This is a genomic window from Blautia difficilis (assembly GCF_014297245.1).
GTDB lineage: Bacteria > Bacillota > Clostridia > Lachnospirales > Lachnospiraceae > Blautia_A > Blautia_A difficilis.
Map to the genome: position 1 here is coordinate 18,690 of NZ_JACOQG010000010.1, position 18,854 is coordinate 37,543.

The 18,854-nt window shown below is 45.1% G+C and carries 20 protein-coding genes; 1 reads left to right on the top strand and 19 read right to left on the bottom strand.

Features of this window, described 5'->3' with window-relative positions; all coding sequences use genetic code 11:
• Positions 1–8 precede the first annotated feature (8 nt).
• The 3 genes from recG to H8Z82_RS07950 are packed head-to-tail and all read right to left on the bottom strand — an operon-like array spanning position 9 to position 4,117.
• Positions 9–2,060 (bottom strand): ATP-dependent DNA helicase RecG, encoded by a 2,052-nt coding sequence (gene recG, locus H8Z82_RS07940; RefSeq protein WP_186994825.1) that lies wholly within the window; start codon positions 2,058–2,060, stop codon positions 9–11.
• Positions 2,061–2,064: 4 nt separating this feature from the next.
• A complete protein-coding gene (locus H8Z82_RS07945; RefSeq protein WP_186994868.1) occupies positions 2,065–3,738 on the bottom strand; it encodes a DAK2 domain-containing protein in 1,674 nt (557 codons plus the stop codon).
• A gap of 19 nt (positions 3,739–3,757) precedes the next feature.
• Positions 3,758–4,117 (bottom strand): Asp23/Gls24 family envelope stress response protein, encoded by a 360-nt coding sequence (locus H8Z82_RS07950; RefSeq protein WP_019161497.1) that lies wholly within the window; start codon positions 4,115–4,117, stop codon positions 3,758–3,760.
• Positions 4,118–4,311: 194 nt separating this feature from the next.
• On the opposite strand from H8Z82_RS07950, the gene rpmB reads away from it, so the two are divergent.
• Complete coding sequence (gene rpmB, locus H8Z82_RS07955) at positions 4,312–4,500, top strand: 50S ribosomal protein L28 (RefSeq protein WP_019161496.1); 189 nt, start codon at positions 4,312–4,314, stop codon at positions 4,498–4,500.
• A gap of 318 nt (positions 4,501–4,818) precedes the next feature.
• On the opposite strand, the gene H8Z82_RS07965 is transcribed toward rpmB, so the two are convergent.
• The 16 genes from H8Z82_RS07965 to H8Z82_RS08040 all read right to left on the bottom strand — a co-directional run bounded on the left by H8Z82_RS07965 (position 4,819) and on the right by H8Z82_RS08040 (position 18,852).
• A complete protein-coding gene (locus tag H8Z82_RS07965; RefSeq protein ID WP_019161494.1) occupies positions 4,819–5,169 on the bottom strand; it encodes a GerW family sporulation protein in 351 nt (116 codons plus the stop codon).
• Positions 5,170–5,171: 2 nt separating this feature from the next.
• Positions 5,172–6,152: a hypothetical protein gene (locus H8Z82_RS07970; RefSeq protein ID WP_186994826.1), complete on the bottom strand. Its 981-nt coding sequence runs from the start codon at positions 6,150–6,152 to the stop codon at positions 5,172–5,174.
• A gap of 4 nt (positions 6,153–6,156) precedes the next feature.
• Complete coding sequence (locus tag H8Z82_RS07975) at positions 6,157–6,432, bottom strand: hypothetical protein (protein ID WP_019161493.1); 276 nt, start codon at positions 6,430–6,432, stop codon at positions 6,157–6,159.
• Between the two features lie 84 nt (positions 6,433–6,516).
• Positions 6,517–6,972 (bottom strand): NUDIX hydrolase, encoded by a 456-nt coding sequence (locus tag H8Z82_RS07980; RefSeq protein WP_019161492.1) that lies wholly within the window; start codon positions 6,970–6,972, stop codon positions 6,517–6,519.
• Positions 6,973–7,107: 135 nt separating this feature from the next.
• Entirely contained in the window at positions 7,108–8,601 is a 1,494-nt protein-coding gene (locus H8Z82_RS07985; protein WP_019161491.1) for a peptidoglycan D,D-transpeptidase FtsI family protein, read from the bottom strand.
• A complete protein-coding gene (locus H8Z82_RS07990) occupies positions 8,525–9,898 on the bottom strand; it encodes an FtsW/RodA/SpoVE family cell cycle protein (RefSeq protein ID WP_186994827.1) in 1,374 nt (457 codons plus the stop codon). The genes H8Z82_RS07985 and H8Z82_RS07990 overlap by 77 nt, the downstream gene beginning before the upstream one ends.
• A gap of 3 nt (positions 9,899–9,901) precedes the next feature.
• Positions 9,902–12,082: a peptidase U32 family protein gene (locus H8Z82_RS07995; RefSeq protein WP_186994828.1), complete on the bottom strand. Its 2,181-nt coding sequence runs from the start codon at positions 12,080–12,082 to the stop codon at positions 9,902–9,904.
• 100 nt (positions 12,083–12,182) lie between these two features.
• Complete coding sequence (locus tag H8Z82_RS08000) at positions 12,183–12,590, bottom strand: cell division protein ZapA (RefSeq protein ID WP_019161489.1); 408 nt, start codon at positions 12,588–12,590, stop codon at positions 12,183–12,185.
• A gap of 200 nt (positions 12,591–12,790) precedes the next feature.
• Complete coding sequence (gene ruvB / locus H8Z82_RS08005; protein WP_019161488.1) at positions 12,791–13,795, bottom strand: Holliday junction branch migration DNA helicase RuvB; 1,005 nt, start codon at positions 13,793–13,795, stop codon at positions 12,791–12,793.
• A gap of 22 nt (positions 13,796–13,817) precedes the next feature.
• Positions 13,818–14,426, bottom strand: a complete 609-nt coding sequence (gene ruvA, locus H8Z82_RS08010) for a Holliday junction branch migration protein RuvA (RefSeq protein WP_186994829.1) — start codon at positions 14,424–14,426, stop codon at positions 13,818–13,820.
• Positions 14,423–15,055, bottom strand: a complete 633-nt coding sequence (gene udk / locus H8Z82_RS08015; protein WP_186994830.1) for a uridine kinase — start codon at positions 15,053–15,055, stop codon at positions 14,423–14,425. The genes ruvA and udk overlap by 4 nt, the downstream gene beginning before the upstream one ends.
• 117 nt (positions 15,056–15,172) lie before the next feature.
• Positions 15,173–15,964 (bottom strand): RnfABCDGE type electron transport complex subunit B, encoded by a 792-nt coding sequence (locus H8Z82_RS08020; protein ID WP_186994831.1) that lies wholly within the window; start codon positions 15,962–15,964, stop codon positions 15,173–15,175.
• Between the two features lie 13 nt (positions 15,965–15,977).
• Positions 15,978–16,553 carry an electron transport complex protein RnfA gene (locus tag H8Z82_RS08025; RefSeq protein ID WP_019161484.1) on the bottom strand — a complete coding sequence of 192 codons (576 nt, stop codon included), beginning with the start codon at positions 16,551–16,553 and terminating at the stop codon, positions 15,978–15,980.
• Positions 16,554–16,559: 6 nt separating this feature from the next.
• Entirely contained in the window at positions 16,560–17,270 is a 711-nt protein-coding gene (gene rsxE, locus H8Z82_RS08030) for an electron transport complex subunit RsxE (protein ID WP_019161483.1), read from the bottom strand.
• On the bottom strand, positions 17,270–17,878 hold the full coding sequence (locus H8Z82_RS08035; protein ID WP_019161482.1) for an RnfABCDGE type electron transport complex subunit G: 609 nt from the start codon (positions 17,876–17,878) through the stop codon (positions 17,270–17,272). The genes rsxE and H8Z82_RS08035 overlap by 1 nt, the downstream gene beginning before the upstream one ends.
• Positions 17,875–18,852, bottom strand: a complete 978-nt coding sequence (locus H8Z82_RS08040; RefSeq protein ID WP_173742548.1) for an RnfABCDGE type electron transport complex subunit D — start codon at positions 18,850–18,852, stop codon at positions 17,875–17,877. The genes H8Z82_RS08035 and H8Z82_RS08040 overlap by 4 nt, the downstream gene beginning before the upstream one ends.
• Between the last annotated feature and the right edge of the window lie 2 nt (positions 18,853–18,854).

Here is an 18,854-nt window from a genome sequence, read left to right on the forward strand (position 1 = left end):
TGCAATAATTATATTCCCAGATTTTCCAAATCCTCCTGCATATAAGCTTTTAACCGCTGTTTCAAAATTTCATTTTGTTCCAGACTCAGGTTCTCATCCAGCTCCAGGATCTGCGCTGCCGTTTCACTGGCAGCCTTCAGAATATCCCCATCCTGATAAATATCACCCAGTTTGAACTCTAGCAGACCACTCTGTCGGATCCCAAAGAAATCTCCCGGTCCCCTCAATTTCAAATCTTCCTCTGCAATATAGAAACCATCATTGGATTTATTCAAAATTTCCAGACGTTTTGATATTTCCTTTTCTTTATTTCCCTGCATAAAAATACAATAAGACTGGTGTTCTCCTCTTCCCACACGCCCCCGAAGCTGATGAAGCTGCGCCAGGCCAAAACGCTCTGCATTCTCCACCATCATTACGGTTGCATTGGGAACATTCACTCCTACCTCAATCACTGTGGTGGATACCAGAATCTGGATTTCTCCGGAAGCAAAGGACTCCATAATCTCATTCTTTTCTCTGGAATGCATTTTCCCATGGAGAAAAGCAACTTTAATATCAGAAGGGAAAATCTGTTGAAGCTTTGCTGTATAATCCAGAACATTTTCCCCGTCCATTCCCTCGCTTTCCTCCACCATTGGACAGATCACATATACCTGTCGTCCCTGACGGATCTGCTGTTCCATAAAAGCATAGGCTTTGGGCCGGTAAGAAGTATCTACCACACAGTTTTTTACCGGCAGTCTCTGTGCAGGAAGCTCATCGATCACAGAAATATCCAGATCTCCGTAAATAATAATTGCCAGGGTTCTAGGAATAGGCGTTGCACTCATAACCAGTACATTGGGAGGATTTCCCATGGTTGTCAGGGCCTCTCTCTGTTTCACCCCAAATCTGTGCTGTTCATCTGTGATCACCAGTGCCAGCTGGTTATATTGGACCTTTTCCTGGATCAGAGCATGGGTTCCAATTACAATATTTGCCTCTTTGGATGCAATCTGTGCATATTTTTCCCTTTTCTCCCTGGCTGTGTCCGATCCGGTAAGAAGCAGAGGATGGCAAAAATCAATTTTCTGTTCCTTCAGAAGCTTTTCCATAGCCTGAAAATGCTGTCTGGCAAGTACCTCTGTCGGTGCCATCAGCACCGCCTGGTAGCCATTTTCCGCAGTCATGATCATAGACAGAAAAGCCAGGATTGTTTTGCCGCTTCCCACATCTCCCTGCACTAGCCTGGACATCAGCCCATGACCGCTCAGGTCTCTTTCAATCTCATGCCACACATTTTGCTGGGCTTTTGTCAAAGCATAAGGCAGATTTTCAATGATCTCCTCTGTAGTCCATACAGTATGCATGGGAAAAGTATTGACTGTACTCTCTGTTTTTTCTTTCAAAAGGCGCACTGCAAGAATAAACAGCAGAAACTCATCAAATACCAGCCTTCTCCTGGCCGCGATCAGCTCCTGCATATTTTTTGGGAAATGAATGGCAGACAATGCAAAATTGCAGTCTGCCAGATGATACCGTTCCCTGTACTCCTGGGAAAGATATTCCTGATGGAGATATCCGTCCTCCAGAGCCTGATGGAGCAGCTTCACAATGGTTTTATTGGACAGCCCTGATGTGAGGGCATAGATTGGCTGGAGACTGTGCAGAATCTCTTCGTAAGCTGCAGGGGTAAATATTTCCGGATGTTCCATCTGAAGCTTTCCCTGCTTGCGGGTAATCCTGCCCCTGAGAACAAATACACTTCCCTTTTTCAGAGTGGAACGTAAATAAGGCATATTAAACCAGGTAACAGGAAGCCTCCCTGTTTGATCTGCCACTGTGGTTGTTACCACCTGGAGATTACGTACCTTGTTAATATAGACACCCGTTGTAACGGTAGCTGTTATGGCAGCTACCGTAGATTCCTCCAGAGAACGAATCTCTGCCGGTGCTTCATAAATATCATAGGTACGGGGATAATAATGGATCAGGGAATCTGTGTCAATAATGCCCAGTCTGGCAAACAGGGCTTCCGTTTTCGGGCCTACACCTTTTAGTGTATGAAGTGAGGGCATCTGTTTATTCTACCGAAATCACGTAGTAATAAATAGGCTGGCCCCCTGCATTTACTTCTACGTCACAGTCAGGATAAAGCTCTTCTACTGTGGATGCAAGTGCTTCTGCCTCAGCCTGGTCAGTATCCGCACCGTAGTAGATGCTGACTACTTCTGAGTCATCGTCCATCATAGCTGCGATAGTTTCCTTCGTTACCTCCAGTCTGTCCTTGCCAACTGCAAGGATTCCGGAATCGCCGATTCCCATAATATCGCCTTCGTGGATTTCCTTGTCATCAATACGTGTATCCCTGACAGCATAGGTGATCTGTCCGGTTTTTACCTGGGAGATCGCCTGGAGCATATTTTCAGTATTTTCAGCGCTGTTTTTCTCCGGCACATAACTGATCATTGCCGTGATTCCCTGAGGAATGGTCTTGGTAGGTACTACCACGATTTCCTTGTCTTCTGTCAGGTCACGGGCCTGGTTGGCTGCAAGAATAATATTTTTATTGTTTGGGAAGATGTAGATGGTCTTTGCATTTACTTTTGCAATGGCATTTAACATATCCTCTGTACTTGGGTTCATGGTCTGTCCACCCTCAATCAGGTAATCCACTCCCAGTTCCTTGAAGATTTCAGTCATTCCCTTTCCTACAGATACAGAGATAAAACCTACCTCCTTAGGCGGCTGAGCTGCAATTGCTGCCTCCTCCTGCTTCTCCTGTTCTCTGGCCAGCTTCTGTGCATCTTTGATCAGCTTCTCCTGATGCTCCTCACGCATATTATCAATCTTCATACGGGACAATGCTCCGAAAGTAAGAGCCTTCTCAAAGGCAAGTCCCGGATGATTGGTGTGTACATGTACCTTTACAATCTCATCATCTGCCACCAGAACAATAGAGTCACCGATAGACATGAGGAATTTCTTGAATTCATGCTCTGTCTCCTCAGGCATTGGCTTATCCAGAAGAATAATGAACTCTGTGCAATAACCGAATTTAATATCCTTCTCTGTCTGTGCATCGATTTTGGTCACTGCAGGACCTTTGGAACCGCTGAACTGTGTATAATCCACTTCTTTGCCCAGATAACCATCATAAGCTCCGTGGAAAACTTCTACCAGTCCCTGTCCGCCTGAGTCAACAACTCCTGCTTCTTTGAGAACCGGAAGCATCTCCGGTGTTCTGGCAAGAGTCTCCTCTGCATGAGCGATCACTGCCTGGAAAAAAGTATCCAGATCCTCTGCAGTCTCAGCAAGCTCCACAGCCTTGGCTGCAGCTTCCTTTGCCACTGTAAGGATCGTTCCCTCTTTCGGCTTCATTACTGCTTTGTAGGCAGTTTCCACGCCTTTCTCCATAGCTGCTGCAATGGCTGCCGCATCCAGATTTTCACTTTTCCGTACACTTTTGGTGAAGCCACGGAGAAGCTGTGAAAGAATTACACCGGAATTTCCGCGCGCTCCTCTAAGGGAACCGGAAGAAATGGCTTTTGCAAGAGTTTCCATATCTGTCTCACCCAGGGAGCCTACCTCTGCTGCAGCTGCCATAATTGTCATCGTCATATTTGTTCCTGTATCTCCGTCCGGTACCGGAAACACATTCAGTTCATTAATCCATTCTTTCTTCGCTTCCAGATTCTTGGCTCCTGCAAGAAACATTCTGGAAAGTACTCTGGCATCTATGGTTTTGTTATTCACCACAAGTTCCTCCTCTATCCTAATCAATTGCCCGTACACCTTCTACAAAAATGTCGATTTTTTCGATCTCCATTCCTGTAAAGGCCTCGACTTTATATTTTACATTGCTGACAAGATTGTCTGCAATTGTACTTATATTTACTCCATATGCTACAATTACATGGAAATTCAGGCGGATTTTATTGTCCTCTGTAATCTTAACACTGATACCATGTTTCAGGCTTTTTCTGCCTAAGAGCTTTACCAGTCCGTCCTTTACGCTGACTGCTGCCATGCCCACAATACCAAAACACTCTACTGCCACACTTCCAGCATAGGTTGCAATTACATCTGTGTCAATTATGATCTGACCCAATCCGGAATCTATACGTCCATTCATATGGTTACCTCCAATGCTCTATATTGTTAGATAAATGTATTATAACCTTTTTTTAGTGATTGCACAATGTTAAATTTCGTCTTCTCCCCTTTCATATAAAAGAATTTTTAGAATTTTCTTTTTTTTGCTTGCAAAAGAGTCATTCATCTGTTACAATGTAGACTGTTGAAAAAAAGCGTCAAGGAGGTGCTATCATGGCTAAATGTGCAATCTGTGAGAAAGCTGCTCATTTCGGAAACAATGTAAGTCATTCACATAGAAGATCCAATAAAATGTGGAAATCTAACGTCAAATCCGTTAAAATCAAAACTGCTGAAGGCGGAGCTAGAAAGACATATGTATGTACTTCTTGCTTAAGATCCGGTAAAGTAGAAAGAGCATAAATAACACCTGTACCCCTGTTCTGACAGGGGTATTTTTTTGTCTTTTTATGTGTTTGATTTGATTAAAAAGAAGGCTGCAGATTCCGCAGCCTTCTATAGTCTCTATAGTCCTTTGATTCTTCTGCAGTTTCCTGCATTTTTACTGACTCAGTGGCAGAACAGATGATATCCCAGGAGCAGAAAAGCTCCGGCTGTAACTACCAGAATCACATTCTCAGCAATAAGAAATCCTATCACCATCCCCAACCCAATAAAAAACAACATAAAGCCAATCAGCTTTTCCACTTTTTCTCTGCCTTTTCATTGGTTTGGTATAGTTTATGCTTCTTCCCCTTTTCCTGATGCAAAACGATCTACAAAATCAGGAACCATATCCAGAATCTTGGTAAGTCCATCCTGATTTTTTACATTTACCAGCTTGGTAGTACCATTCTGAATGACCAGAACTGCACAGGGAGTCATCTTACCGGTCATTCCGCCGCCGCCATTGTCCTTCTTGTCACCGGAAAAAGCACCGGCACCTACGCCAAAAGCCACATCAACCAACGGAAGAATAATGGTATCACCAATGTGAATCGGTTCCCCTACCACAGTTTTTGCAGCAATAAAGCTGTCCATACCTTTGAACAATGAGTTTACAGTTTCTTTGAAATTATTCTCGTTTGCCATTCTTATGCCCTCCTGGTTTTCCATCGTCTTATGACATATTTTATATTTTTATTGAAATAAATACTAACCGCTGCCCGTACAAATACAATTCCGTATATCCTGCCTTTTATTCTCACATTTCCCTGACAGTAATTTTCTCCGCTAAACAGGGGTCTGACCTCGACACAGTTTTTATGGAAAGGAATGGTCATTCCAAGCACTGCAAGGATAGCTCCTGTTATAGAGAGATCCTCTGTGGAAAAAGTAATCTCTCCATCCATCTTGGTTGGCATCACATGGCGAATCAGAAATTTTGCATGTGTCCATACAAGAGAAATCCCTGCCTGCACCCTTGGGTGTTCCAGAAAATCTCTCCACCAGGTTATCTGCTCTCCCACTCTGCACAGCGCAGTCCGGATATGATGTATTCTGTCCCATATTCTCTTTCTCTTGCTCTGTATTCCTGACAGCAGTTTCCTGACAGGGTTTACCTTCTTTTCTTTTTTATCTGAGTCTGTCTTTTGTTGAGATTTTTCCGGTGCATCCTGTGGCTGGCTATCCACCGGACTGCTGATCATTTTCTCAGATTCTGCATTCACCGGCTTTTCCGGAATTTCCTCTGATCCGGCATTCACCGGTCTCTCCGGGATTTTCTCCGGTTCTATTACTTCCCTTTGATTCTCCTCACTCTCTGAGGGATCCAAGGAATGCTCTTTGGTTTTTTTTCGCCTGTTCAAAATTTTGTCCACAGGAATTCCAAACAACCGGAATGAGGTCTGCAGATTTCCCTCTGCCCAGACAGCCCTCAGCACAACTCCATGAAACAGCCAGCTGATCTGTCCCTCTCCTCTTATCTTTTTCCAGTCATCCTGCTCCTTGGTCCCGGATGCCTTGTACCTGACCGGACAAAAAAGAATCAGCAGAATTGCCAGCAGAAGCAGTCCCAGCACAATTCCCAGCAGGATCAGTATAAACTTTAATATCAGCCATAAAATATGTAACATCTACTCACCTCTGCACATAAGTCTCCTGTACCAGACTGCGAACCATTTCCAAAGCCTCGTCCTTCCCTTTTGCCATGCCAATGATCTCCGGACAGATTCTGTAATAGCTTTTCTGGAGAAGCATGGCTGCCGGAATGATCTCAAACAGATTAGATGGATTGTCAGACAAAGTAAGAAGATAAATTCCATATACATATTTTCCGGCATCCAGTTTATTTTTTATTTTCTCAGGATCATCAATGCCCTCTCCTGTAAGATAGTCCTTCTTCCATTTCAGCATTCTATACCTGCCTCTCTCTTTTTCAGCATTCCCCTTTTTCATAATTTTAAACAGGGCTGTGTAAAAAACGCAGCCCGGTTTCCGTTAATAATACTTATGCTGTTTTCCCCAGAGCCCATTGCTCCTCATGTCCAGATATTCCTGATAGGCCTTCTCCACAATCTGCTTTTCATTGGAAAAGCGCAGCAGATGATAAATCTCATGGTACTTATAATATCCGGAATCCACAAAAAATTCCTCTCTCTGGGGCTTACTATGATAATTATCCGCAGTCATCAGGTACCAGTGTACCTCCTTTGTAACTACGTCCTCCGGAACGGTAAAGTTATATTGGCTCTTTCCGATATATTTTACAATAGACGCCCGCACTCCGGCTTCCTCCAGCACTTCCCTCAGCGCTGTCTGCTCATGTGTCTCCCCTGCTTCTACTGTTCCTTTCGGCAATACCCAGCCCTCATAACGGTTCCTGTAAGATTTATACAATGTAAGAATCTTACCCCGATGAATTACCACACCGCCACAGCTCGTTGCTTCTATCATAATGCAATCCCTCCTGTTTTGCGTGGTATTAAAAACTGGTTATAGTATACCCCTTTTTTGAGAATGCCGCAACTGTTAAAAACAGTGCAGAATAAATTTATTTCTGTGTTACTGTCCCTTATGGTTCACACACTGCTATCCATTGTTCTGATCATAGTAATATGCATCAAAAAGCTGGCCTGCAATAGGCACTGCAGCCTCACTGCCGGTTCCTCCGTTTTCAACAATAATGGCAACTACCAGATCCGGATCATCTACATTGGAATAACCCACAAACCAGGAATGACTAGATCCGTTTTCATCAAATTCCGCCGAGCCCGTCTTACCTGCCGCTGTATAACCCCTTCCATTCAGGGCAGAAGCAGTTCCTTCCTCTACTACCTTCTTCATCAGCTTTCCCATAAGATTGGCTTCGTTTACACTCATAAGTCTTTTATATTTTTCCGGTTCTGTAGTCTTTATTGTTTCACCGTCACTGTTTTTCACAGAATCAATGAGATATGGCTTCATCAGTTCCCCTCCATTGGCAATGGCACTTGTCAGCAATGCCATATGCATAGGGGAAACCAGAGTATTTCCCTGTCCGATGGCTGTCTGCATCACCTCAGCAACAGAGGATTTCCCATTCAGGCTAAAAGTACTCTTTCTATAGGAAGTAAGAGGAAGACCTTTGTTAAATAAAAGATCCTCTGCAGTTGACCTCAGTGAACTGCCCCCCAGCATGGTTCCTATTTCTGCAAAAGCACTGTTGCAGGAATGGGCAAAGGCACTGTAAAAATCTTCCTGGCCATGTACTTCCCCGCCATAACACCTGATCGTATGTCCTTCCTTGGTAATGCCTCCCTCACAGAGATAGGAAAAATCCTCCAGTGTACCCCTGGTCCGGAAATAGTCCAGGGCAGTGACGATCTTAAAGACAGAACCCGGAGGATAGGCTCCGTTTGTGGCACGATTCAAAAGACTGCTGTCATTCTGATCGTTCACAAGAGCTTCCCAGTTCTGGGCGATCGTGCTGGGATCAAAATCCGGTTTGCTCACCTCTACCAATATCTTACCTGTGGAAGGCTCTATGGCAACCACTGCCCCTCTTCTGTCCCCCAGCGCCTGATATGCTGTTGTCTGCAGATCTGCATTCAAAGTAGAGACTACCGTATCTCCCATATTTTTCTGACTTTTAAACTCATTTTTCATCTGATTCAGGAAAAACTCATGGGAAGTCAGAAGCAGAAAATTCGCCTCGGATTCCAATCCGCTTTTTCCATTGGAATCATAGCCTACCACATGGGAAAATATATTTGCATAAGGATAAGTACGCTCCTCTGTGCCATCTTCATATACATTGGTCTGAGCCAGCACCTCTCCGTCTGATGATTCAATCTTGCCTCTGACAACACGGTCTGAAAAAGTATCCTGTCTGGTGTTATAGGGGCTATTGATAAAATCCTCGCTTTTCACCTTGTCAAAATAAACCAGATAACCGATCAGACTGACAAAAATCAGCACAAAAAAGCAGGATACAAAAGTATATTCCCTGTTGCGGGATCTTCTTTTTTTAGAAATTTCCTGAGCCTTGCGCTTCTGCTGTTTTTCCAGCTCTCTGCGCCGCTTCCTTTCTTCGTTGTCTCTCAATCTCTTCGTCCTCGTCTTCTCTCAAAATATAAAGTCCCTGAATAATTGCCAGCATTAATACTGTACTTGCCACAGAACTTCCTCCATAGCTTACCAACGGAAGGGTCACACCTGTCATAGGAATAAACTTAGTGGCACCGCCAATGGTCAGAAACACCTGAAATGCATACTCAGTGCCAAGGCCCAGGGCGATCAGCTTATAAAAAGGCTTCTTGATCTTCAATGCAATATTTACGATCATCAGGAAGAAACTCATGCACACCAGGATCAGACAGATTCCAAAGATCCCTCCCAGTTCCTCACAGATCGCACTGAAAATAAAGTCATTCTTAACTACAGGGATCTTCTCCGGGGATCCCTGGCACAGTCCCATTCCGAACCAGCCTCCTGTACCAATTGCAAACAAGGACTGCACGATCTGGTATCCCTCATTCTGGTAAACTGCCATGGGATCCTTCCATGCACTCACTCTCTGGCGTACATGACCAAACAGATGATAGGCAATTACAGACCCTGCCGCACCTCCGCCAAGCCCCAGGGCCAGATAACCCACATTTTTGGTAGCTACATAAACCATTACCAGATATGCCGTAAAAAAGATCACTGCACTTCCCAGGTCACGGGAAAGCACCAGAATTCCTACATGAAGTCCTGCCACGATCGTAGCCTGGACTACTGTTCTGAAATCCGCCCCTCTGCGAAGCAAAGCAGCCATAAAAAACACAAAAGTGATCTTGATGGCCTCTGAAGGCTGAATTCCCATCAGCGACAGCTTGGCTCCATAACTGGTCCGAGCCAGCACCAAAACTGCTCCCAGCAAAAGAATTCCCACACCTGCATACAGCCAGGTAAGGTCTTTCAGAAATTTCATCTTACGGATCAGTACAGGAACTGCAAGGGCAACTAAATTCACCGCCGTAACGATAATCAGCTGCCGGGTGGCCGTAGCCACATCCAGTCTGCACAATATGATAAATCCCACACTTAACAGCATACACATATTATTCAGCAGCAAAATGGATGCCTTTTTGTACAGCAGTCTGTACAGGATCTGGATTCCGGCAAAAAATGCCATCATCTCTGCATAAAAGGTTACAACCTGAAATTTTCCGGTTTTCAGATAAATAACCAGAAATGCCGTAAAATCCATAAAGAAGATGAGCATCAGCTGCTGACGTAATGACTCATTTCTCTCCTCCTCACTTTGCTGCTTCACCATATAGAAACAGTGAAAGGTGTAGACCACCATCAAAGTAAGGATCACATATTTGGATAATTCCACAATCACATTAACCATGCATTACTCGGCTCCTCTTTTAAAATGTCCCTTTGTATACTCTCTCTGAGGGGGATCTGCCTCATTCTGATAAACATTCACAAATTCATCCAGAATCCGCACTGCCTCATTCTGATCTTCAATGGTAAAAGAAAGGCGCAGTGCTGCCGGTCCAAGCTTCCTTACCTGTTCTCTTTCTCTCAGAAGTCCATAAGGAATACTATTGTAAATGATATTATAGCAAGGTGTCTTATCCCCTGTATTTTCCATTTTCCATGGATCACAGAAACAGGCTGCAGTGAATTTCTTATCATATCTGTCCTTTAACTCTACCCTTCCCTCATTATGATCACATCTGTAAACATTTTTGCGGACACATTGGGCAGACATCATCAAAGGCAGATATCCATATACCAGCATCTCACTGTGGCTGTTATCTCTGTGCCGGAGTTCCCCTTCATTTAACTCCAGGGGAATGGTATCCCTGAGAACCTTCTGCCCCTCCCAGAAAGCAACTGCCTCATTGTTCCAGGTATACATGCTGTGATCCAGAACACAGTTTTCAGCCAGTCCTTCCTTCTGCAATATGGCAAAGGCCTCCAGATTCCGCACCAGAAATCCTGTCATTCCCTGATTCAGCCATTCTCTGGCCTGCTGCAGATATCCCTCCGGAAGTTCTCCCCGTATGATATGGGGCAAAGCCAGATACATTTCCAGTCCTCTGTCTGTGCCAGCCTTCAGGCACTGCTTCATAGCAGAGAATGGAAGATACATTCCTCTGATCCCCTCTCTTTTATATAACGCAAGAGCTGTCTCAATGTCTTCACAGGAAACATAGATTGGAATGTTTTTCCGTACAGATTTCTTTGCTGACGAGGGAGCAAGGGAAACAGAAGCTGGTTCCTGTCTTCTGTATTTCTGCAGAATTTCCTCCTCCAGTGCAGCCAGGGCCTGTCTGCGCAGCTCGTTCAAAAGCTTCATTGGTACAAAAACACTGTCATCCATCTGGATCTCCAGGCTTTCCCACTCATAGGGAGTATTTCCCAGTTTCTCCATCTGTATCCCCACACGTTCTCTGGTAAGAGGCTGATTCTGTGCATACTGTACCTCTCCCAGGGCCGCTGTCCCATGGGCATCCCCCAAGGATACATCCAGGATGGCAGCGCTTCCGGGATAAAGGATCAGACTGCCCCTGATTTTTTCTTTTTTCTGCACAGGAGCGCAGGTTACATTTCCGGTTTTCTTCTCATTGGTAAAAGCCATCATATCAGGACCATTCTGCATCTGATAATATCCTGTGCAGGAACCTCCACGGTTAAACAGGTCCAGAAGATACTGCCTGTCCTTCTCTTCCACCTTATAATTATCCGGTCCCTTTTCAAAAAGCAGATCCAGGTATTTCCGGTATACCTTTGTCACTCCGGCCGTATATCCAGGCTGCTTCATTCTTCCCTCGATTTTCAGAGAAGTTACTCCTGCCTCCAGGATTTCCGGCAGAATTTCAATAGTGGAAATATCCTTAAGACTGAGAGGACAAAGTTCCCCTTTGTTTTTTGTTTTCCGGCGGATTCCCTTCTCATCCGGCAATAACACCTCATAAGGCAGTCTGCATGGCTGGGCACACTTTCCCCTGTTGCCGCTTCTGCCGCCAAGCACGCTGCTCATAAGACACTGTCCAGAATAACTGTAACACAATGCCCCATGAATAAAAGCTTCTATTTCAATAGGGCTTGTCCTGTGCATCCTGCGGATTTCCTCCAAAGATAACTCCCTGGCAGTTACTACCCTGGATGCGCCCTGTTCCTCCAGAAATTTCATCCCTTCCGGGCCAGTTACTGTCATCTGGGTGCTGGCATGAAGAGGAAGCCCCGGAAACATTTTGCGGACAGCTGCAAAAACTCCCATATCCTGTACGATCACTGCGTCCAGTCCCTCCCTGTAATAGGGCAGAAGATAGTCATACAGCTGATCTGTAAGCTCTCTGTTTTTTAAAAGCGTATTCACTGTCAGATATAATTTTTTGCCATGGATATGCGCGGTATCAATGGCTCTGAGCAGTTCTTCCTCACTAAAATTCTTTGCATAGGCTCTGGCTCCAAAGGCTGCGCCGCCTACATATACCGCATCTGCCCCTGCCCCCAGTGCTGCTTCAAAGCCTTCGTAGGAACCGGCAGGTGCCAGAAGTTCTATCTCTTCTCTTTTCAAATTAATTCCTCTCTTTATTTATAAGCTGTCAGGATCCACAGATTTTTATGCATAAAGGGGAAATCACCGAAGCAATCCCCCCTTTATTATTTCCAGTCTGCTATTTCAGCAGCTCATCGATCTGTTTTTCCAGTTCTTTATTCTTGCCTTCCAGAAGACTTTTCTGCTCCAACGCTTCCTTCTCTGCCTTCTGTGCCTCTTCGATCTGCATACGCAGAGCAATGAGCTCATGCTTCAGATCATACATCTCCTGGTCCTTCTGCTGAAGATCCTGTTCAAAAATCTCTGCCTGCTTTTTTGCCTTAAAATAATCATCTGTAATATTCAGGCTGATGAGAGTATGCTTTGTCTCCATAGGCTGTCTGCCGTAGCCCGGAAGAGCACTTAATTCATCGATTTTTTTATTAATATAGGATGCTACCTTCTGGAAATATTCTTCCGATTCGTAACCTCCCAGCGTAATAATCTTACCCCCTATGATTACCTTTGCTGTATTTTTGACTGCCATCCTATAGCCTCCTGTATCTTAATCACTGCCGTTTCACTGACGCAGCAGCACTATCTTTCGTCATGTCAAGCGGATATTCGCAATCCGCTTCGCTACTTGCTCATAACCGACATACAAGCCGATATCAAATTTATTATACTCGAAAGCAGCTCAAATGTATAGAAATTTTTAAAAAAGTTTTACGAAGCCCCGAGAATTCCTTATTCCTTATCCGGAACAGCATATCCCAGGTGCTCATAAGCCAGCCCGGAGGCCATTCTTCCCCTGGGAGTACGATTGAGAAATCCGTTCTGCAGCAGATAGGGTTCATACACATCCTCCAGAGTTCCGGAATCCTCCCCAATGGCTGCTGCCAGTGTTTCCAGGCCCACCGGTCCTCCCTGAAAATTTACAATAAGAGTCTGCAGGATCCTGCGGTCTATCTTGTCCAGCCCATACTGATCCACTTCCAGCAGATCCAGGGCAAAGCATGCCACATCATAAGTGATCCTGCCATCATATTTCACCTGCGCAAAATCCCTGACCCTTTTTAACAGACGATTGGCAAGTCTGGGAGTTCCCCTGGAGCGCTTGGCGATCTCCGCCGCTCCCCTGGCATCAATCTCTACTCCCAACACCTGGGCAGAACGGATAATGATCGTCTGTAGTTCCTTCTGATTATAGAATTCCAGATGATGCATCACTCCAAAACGATCTCTGAGAGGAGCTGACAAAAGTCCGGCTCTGGTAGTCGCTCCTACAAGGGTAAACTTCGGCAGATCCAGGCGGATAGACCTGGCTGAGGCACCTTTTCCGATCATAATATCAATGGCAAAATCCTCCATAGCCGGGTACAGCACCTCCTCCACCTGACGATTTAGGCGGTGGATCTCATCTACAAAGAGAATATCTCCCTCCTGCAGATTATTCAGGATCGCAGCCATCTCTCCCGGCTTCTCAATAGCCGGACCGGAGGTTACCTTCATATGCACACCCATTTCATTGGCAATAATTCCGGATAATGTAGTCTTTCCAAGTCCCGGAGGGCCATAAAAAAGCACATGATCCAGTGCATCATGCCTCTGTTTTGCTGCTTCAATATAAATTTTCAATGTATTTTTGGTCTTCTCCTGACCAATATATTCATCCAGCGTCTGAGGTCTCAGATTTCCCTCAAGGGCAAAATCCTCCTCTATAACGTCTGTTGTAATTACTCGCTTCTCCATTCACGAAACCTCTGTTTTATTTTTAAAGCATATTTTTCAAAGCGGCCTTCAGCAATCCCTCCACATCATCCGGAGACACCTCTGTCACCTTACGCACTGCCCGGAGTGCATCTGTGCTGCTGTATCCCAGAGCAACCAGGGCCGCTACAGCCTCCTGTCTTCCATCTGAAACATCACCGGAAGCTTCTGCTTTCTCCTGCTCATGGGCAAGCTTTAACTCAAACGCATCTTCAAGCTTTAATTTATCCTTTAATTCAAGAATCAACTTCTGAGCCGTTTTCTTACCGATCCCCGGAGCCTTTGACAGGGTTTTCACATCATCTGAAAGAACTGCAAAGCGAAGTTCATCCGCGGTAATCCCAGATAAAACTCCCATAGCAGCCTTTGGTCCAACTCCATTTACTCCCAGCAGAAGCTTAAACATCTGCAGGTCATCTTTTTTGAGAAATCCATACAACTGCATGGCATCCTCTCTGACCTGAAAATATGTATGGATCTTTACTTTCTCTCCCATAGTAAGCTGGGAAAGACTTTCACCAGTCATATAGATTTCGTATCCAATACCGCCGGTTTCAACGATCACTGAATTTTCCGTCATATCTGCGGCAATTCCATGGACAAATGCAATCATGATAGACCCTCCTGTTTCATTTTCCCCAGAATCTGGCTGCTCTTGGATACAAACAGATCAAAAGCTATATCATTCTTGCCACTGTTGATCACCACATCCGCTTTGGCACGGGTAGGTTCCACATAAAGATAATGCATTGGCTTCACTGTGGTAAGATACTGATTAATAATTCCCTTCATATCTCTTCCCCGCTCTTCCACATCTCTGGAAATCCTTCTGAGAATACGCTCATCTGCATCTGCCTCCACATAAACCTTAATGTCCAAAAGCTCTCTCACTCTTGGATCCGCCAGCAAAAGGATTCCCTCTACCAGGATCACAGGTTTGGGATCGATCCTTAATACCTGGGAAGAACGAGTGTGCCTTGTAAAATCATATACCGGGCATTCAATAGATTCTCCTGCTTTCAGCTTTTTCAGATGCTCTACCATCAGATCTGTTTCCAGGGCATCCGGATGGTCATAATTCACTGTCACCCTCTGTTCAAAAGGAATCCCATCCTGACTGCGGTAATAATTGTCATGATAAAGCACCACCACATCGTCCCCAAAATATTTCTTGATCCTGTTGGTAAAGGTAGATTTTCCTGAACCGGATCCTCCGGCAACTCCGATTACAATACTTTTCATTCTGTATCACGCCCTTCCTTTTTCTGTGCTTTATCATAGCATAAAACCTCATTCCCGTAAAGTCAGGATTCCGCAAAAAAGGAGCCCTGCCCCTTTCGGACAATGGCTCCTTTAAACTTACTGAATAATGTGTCTTGGGCAGGCTTCTTTACATGCCCCGCAATTTGTGCACTTGCTGTAGTCAATATGTGCGCAGAAATTATCCACTGTAATTGCCCCATTGGGACAGGTCTTCTCACATTTCTTACATCCAATACATCCAACTTCACAGGCAGATGTAACTGCCTTGCCTTTTGCATGAGAGCTGCACTGTACGAATGTAGTCTGGTCATAGGGCACAAGCTCGATCAGATGCTTCGGACACTTGGCAACACATTTGCCACAGGCCTTACATGCCTCTTTATCCACCACAGCCACACCATTCACCACCTCAATGGCACCGAAGGGACAGGCTTTTACGCAGCTTCCAAAGCCAAGGCATCCATAAGTACAGGACTTGGCACCACCACCGGGAATGAAAGCCATCATCTCGCAGTCTTCCACACCTGTATATTCATAGTTGTCTTTTGTTTTCTCACAGGTACCTGCACACTTCACATAGGCCACCTGGCGGGCAGTCTCCACAACTTCCTGTCCCATGATCCCTGCGATCACTTTCCCCACAGGCTCACCGCCTACCGGACATCCGTTTACAGGTGCCTCACCTTTGGCAATTGCTGCTGCCAGACCATCACAACCAGGATAACCACAGCCGCCGCAGTTATTACCGGGAAGCGCTTCGCGGACTGCAACTTCCTTCTCATCTACTTCCACAGCAAATTTGTTACCAGCCACCCCGAGGAAAATACCAATAAAAAGACCTACTGCCGCAACCAGTACGGTTGCCGCTATAATTGCTCCTATATTCATAACATTTCCCTCCTTAAATCAGTCCTGAAAATCCGAAGAAGGCAATTGCCATCAGTCCGGCTGTCAGCAGAACTGTAGGGAATCCCTGGAAGGATTTTGGAATGTCATTGTATGCGATTTTCTCACGGATACCAGCCATCAGCACAATAGAAATCGTAAAGCCCACTGCTGTTGCAAATCCGTTCACTGTTCCCTGAAGAACATTATACTCTTTCTGCACGTTTGTAAGGGCAACACCAAGAACTGCACAGTTTGTTGTGATCAGAGGAAGATACACGCCAAGTGCCTGATACAGGGAAGGCATTGCCTTCTTAAGGAACATCTCTACAAACTGTACCAGTGCCGCGATCAGCAGGATGAATACGATCGTCTGCAGATAAGTCAGGTTTGTAGGAACCAGGATAGCATTGTAAATAATACCTGTCACAAAAGATGACAGTGTAATAACGAAAATGATCGCGCCGCCCATGCCGGCTGCTGTCTCTACACTCTTGGAAACGCCAAGGAAAGGACAAAGGCCAAGGAACTGGCTGAGGACTACGTTATTTACAATTGCTGAGCTTACAAGTATGATCAAAAGTTCTTTCATAATCCATTACCCCCTTTTTCCCTTACACATGGTATTGCCGCAGGCTGCACAGCTTCCACCGCAATCAGGATTGCTGGGATCAATGCCACGTTTGGCTGCACCGATTTTAAATTTGTTCTGCAATGCAGAAAGTGCTGCCAGAACAAAGAATGCTCCAGGTGCCAGGATAAAGATTGTGATCGGTTCATAACCGGCCTTACCTGCTGCAGCATCTGCCAGAGGAAGAATCTGATGTCCGAACAGGGAACCTGCACCGATCAGCTCACGTACTGCACCGATACAGGTGATACTTAAGGTAAATCCAAGGCCCATACCAATACCGTCAAACAGAGAGGCAATGGGTTTATTCTTGGATGCATAAGCCTCTGCACGTCCAAGAATGATACAGTTAACTACGATCAGAGGAATATAGATTCCAAGAGAGTCATACAGACTTGGGATAAATCCCTGTAAAAGAAGCTGTACAACTGTTACAAAGGAAGCAACAACTACGATAAATGCAGGCATACGCACTCTGTCCGGGATAAAGTTTCTCAGAAGAGAGATCATTAAGTTGGATGCTGCAAGGATCACTGTAGTAGTAAGTCCCATTCCGATACCATTGGTTGCAGATGTGGTGATAGCCAGTGTAGGACACATACCAAGCATCAGTACAAAGGTAGGATTTTCTTTGATGATTCCGTTATATAAACGTTCAGCAGGTGTGTTTGGTTTCATCACTGATTTCCCCCTTTCTCATACTGGAATGCACATAATCCGGCATTGACACCGTTTGTCATGGCATTCGTTGTAATAGTGGCACCACTTAACGCATCGATCTGGTTATCCGCTGTGGCACCGGTCTTTGTATATTCAAATTTGTCTACTTTCTTATCTTTGAACTGATCCTTAAATGCATCTGTGTTTGCTCTCATACCAAGACCTGCGGTCTCACCGATGGAAAGAATGGAAATTCCATTTAAGGTACCGTCATCCTGGATACCCATTGCAAACTGGATATCTCCGCCGTAACCTTCAGAAGTAGTTACTGTAAATGCATATCCCAGTTCATTGCCTGAAGCATCTTTGGCAAGCATAGTTTCATCTATGGACTGTGCCGCATATCCATTTTCATCCAGATAAGACTGCATGGCATCTGCATCCACATCCACGGTCTCAAAGCTGTCCGCATCTGCAAATACTGCCTTATACGCATCCTGTTTCGCCTGAGCTTCCTGCTTTGCAATAGGATCTGCTGTAATATCCTGGACTACACCAAGGGCAAGTCCTGCCACAAGTGTGATCACTGTAATGGCTATGGTATCTTTGATAATTCTGTTACTCATGCCTTTTTGCCCCCTTTCCCAAATGCCGGGTGACGAGTCACACGTTCAATCATCGGAACTAACAGGTTGCAGAAAATAATCGCATAGGATACGCCCTCTGCGGAACCGCCGAAAAGACGGAAGATCGCAGTCAGTACACCAAGACAGACACCGTATACATACTGTCCTCTTGGTGTGATCGGTGTTGTGACATAGTCTGTAGCCATAAACCATGCACCAAGCATAAGACCACCGCCGAAGATGTGGCTGAACAGATAGTTCACGTCGAATCCCTTGCCTGTTCCAAGCATGTAAAGGATTACAAATACTGCGAAACTTCCAATATAGGTAAGCGGGATCTTCAGATCGATCACCTTGAAAACCAGAAGGATTGCAGCTCCGATGAGGATTGCAAGGGCAGAAGTCTCACCGATGGTTCCCTGGATATCACCGATAAACATATGTAATACAGATACAGAACTGTCTGTAAATCCATTCTGTTTCAGAGCTGCCAGAGGAGTTGCACCGGATACAGTATCTACTACACCTCTGAAGCTGTCGCTTACTGCGAAATCTGTCATCTTTCCTGCGAAAGAGATCATCAGGAAACATCTTCCTGCAAGTGCCGGGTTCATGAAGTTCTGTCCCAGACCACCGAAAAGCTGTTTTACAACGATAATCGCAAATGCACTGCCAAGTACAGGCATCCAGAGCGGAATTGACGCAGGCATATTTAATGCAAGCAGCAAACCTGTAACAACTGCACTGAAGTCTGTAATTGTGTTCTTCTTATGCATCAGCTTGTCATAAATCCACTCAAAGAACACACTGGAAGCAACGGTGATCACTACTACCAGTAAGGCGCGAAGGCCAAAATTATAAATTCCAAACAGTGTGGTCGGCAGAAGTGCCAGTACCACAAGCTGCATGATTTTGCTTGTTGTCATCTTATCCCGGACATGGGGATTGGATGATACATGTAACATCTGATCCATTA